Source organism: Capnocytophaga sp. oral taxon 380 str. F0488, assembly GCF_000318255.2.
Lineage (GTDB): Bacteria > Bacteroidota > Bacteroidia > Flavobacteriales > Flavobacteriaceae > Capnocytophaga > Capnocytophaga ochracea.
Genome location: NZ_KB291195.1, coordinates 1 through 2,100, shown reverse-complemented (window position 1 = coordinate 2,100; position 2,100 = coordinate 1). Strand labels below are relative to the sequence as shown.

Here is a 2,100-nt window from a genome sequence, read left to right as displayed (position 1 = left end):
GCGACTTTTTTATTATCAAAATTAAAATCTAAAACACATCAAGGACGTGTTTTATACATTTGCTACACTTATAGTTTTTCTTTTTTTAGCACCTCTAAAACAATGTATTGAGGTGAATACGTCTCGTCTTGATAGGGTTCTCGGTTAAGAATTTTTTGCTCGCAAAGCACTCTTACAGTATAGCGATAGCCTGTTTCATAAGCGTCGAATTTTAAATCTCCTATGGCGAGCCTGAAAGTATTGTTAGATTCATTAGTAACCCTATAACATTTTGTTTCGAAGACACCTGTAAACATCTGAAAAGAGCATTCCTCTAAATGCCCGTCAATCACAAAAGTGTGATAGCTTCTTCGAATTTCAAATTCAGGTTTTTCTTTTTTACAAGAAAGCAAAAACAAGACAATAAGCGTGTAAAAAATGATATTTTTCATAAAAATAGACTTTAAATTTGAATAAAAGTATATCTTTTTAATCTATTTCCAAACTCCTTAGGAATATACAAATTCTTACCTTTAACAGAGGATTCTTCTAAGTGTAAAAACACTTTGGGAGAGTACATAAGTTTTTCTAATATTTTTCTCCTTCGGCTGTCATCTACACTTTTTATAGTTCCTGTTAAAGAGGCTTTTACTATATAGAAACCTTTAGGAATTTCAACACTGATGTAGTCGTCTTTCCATTTGTGTATTTCTTCATTAAACAACATTTCTTTTGTGTAAATAACTCTTGAAGTATTTTTGTTTTGAATAGAAATAGTCAGTTTTATTTCAAACTCATCTAATGTGAAATTTCCTAATTGCCCTATTGGATTGCCCTCATCATCGAATCCAGGGAATGGCTGATTGGGATCTATTTTAGGATTAAAACTACTGTAATTAATTGTAAACAATCTTTGTAATTTGAATTTAACATTTGTTCTTTCAGGACATTTTAAATATTTACTTTGAGTGTATTCATAAGGGGAAAAAATAGGATCAGGATTACCCACCTGCCAAAAAGTGAAATGAGCAGGAGGCTGTGCTACCATCAAGCCTTCTACATCTCCAGAAGAAAGCCCATAATTTTGTGGATAAAATGTAGAACCATCTTTTTTACACATAGCGAAGATTTCCTTTTCTTCACCACTTTTTTCATCTTTATAAATATAGGTTGAACCATAAAGCATAATAGACATAAAATCAAACTCTCCTACATCTGTCCCATTGTGTCCTATTTCTCTATAAGTTTTAAACTGATAAAGGTCTTTTTCAGGAATATTATTAAAAAGAACATTGATATATTTATCTCTGTCCACCCTACATTGTTCGTGATACAACCCTAAGGCGTGACATATTTCGTGAATGATAGTTCCTCTTCTCCAAGCTCCTTTTGTAATTCTAATTTCTTGTCTTCCTCCTTTCATTCCTATAAAATTAGAATAAGCCTTAAATTCTGTGGAATTTATAAAATCAATATTGATGTAATTAGGCTCTCCTACACGTTTATAAAAAGTCAAGTAGGTGTTATCCTCAATTTCCTTTATACATTCTTTAAGGAGTTCTAGGTCATTATTACTAATTCCCTCTCCGCTTACAGTGTAATACACATTATTGCCAGGCCATCTCTTATCTATTCTTGCTGCGGATGCAGTAATCATAGCAAGAGAATCTTTCGGTTGAGATTCAATATCTTTTTTGTCTAAAAAGATATCTCCTTGGAAGATATAATAATCTCCCATATCACGAACTGCAGCTTTACTGCCCCATAAATCAATAGTTGTAAATGAATATGTGTTTTCATCAAATACATTTTCACTGACAGTTTGATTTTGAGGTTCTAAAACCTCTTTTTCCTCTTCTAAATCTTTAAAACAAGAAGATAAAAAAAGTAGCATTCCTAACAAGCTTAATAATAAACTTGTTACATTTCTGTTGTAGAATTTTAAACATTTCATAATGATTAGTATTTAAATTTCGATACAAAGATAATGTTTTTTCTTTACAAATCCAAATTTTAAAGATTTTTTCAAATTAATACTATGTTGGTTGTAGCATGACGGGCAGTGCGAGCCGTACAAGTAGGTAAAAGGTAACAAGCGATGCAAAGATACAAATTATTTTG

At 31.3% G+C, this 2,100-nt stretch carries 2 protein-coding genes; both read right to left on the bottom strand.

All coding sequences use genetic code 11. The features are described from left to right. Positions 1–68 precede the first annotated feature (68 nt). Positions 69–431, bottom strand: a complete 363-nt coding sequence (locus HMPREF9078_RS04845) for a hypothetical protein (protein WP_009419626.1) — start codon at positions 429–431, stop codon at positions 69–71. Positions 432–442: 11 nt separating this feature from the next. After that, positions 443–1,933, bottom strand: coding sequence for a M12 family metallopeptidase (locus tag HMPREF9078_RS11295; RefSeq protein ID WP_051035604.1), 1,491 nt, complete (start codon positions 1,931–1,933; stop codon positions 443–445). Positions 1,934–2,100: the final 167 nt, after the last annotated feature.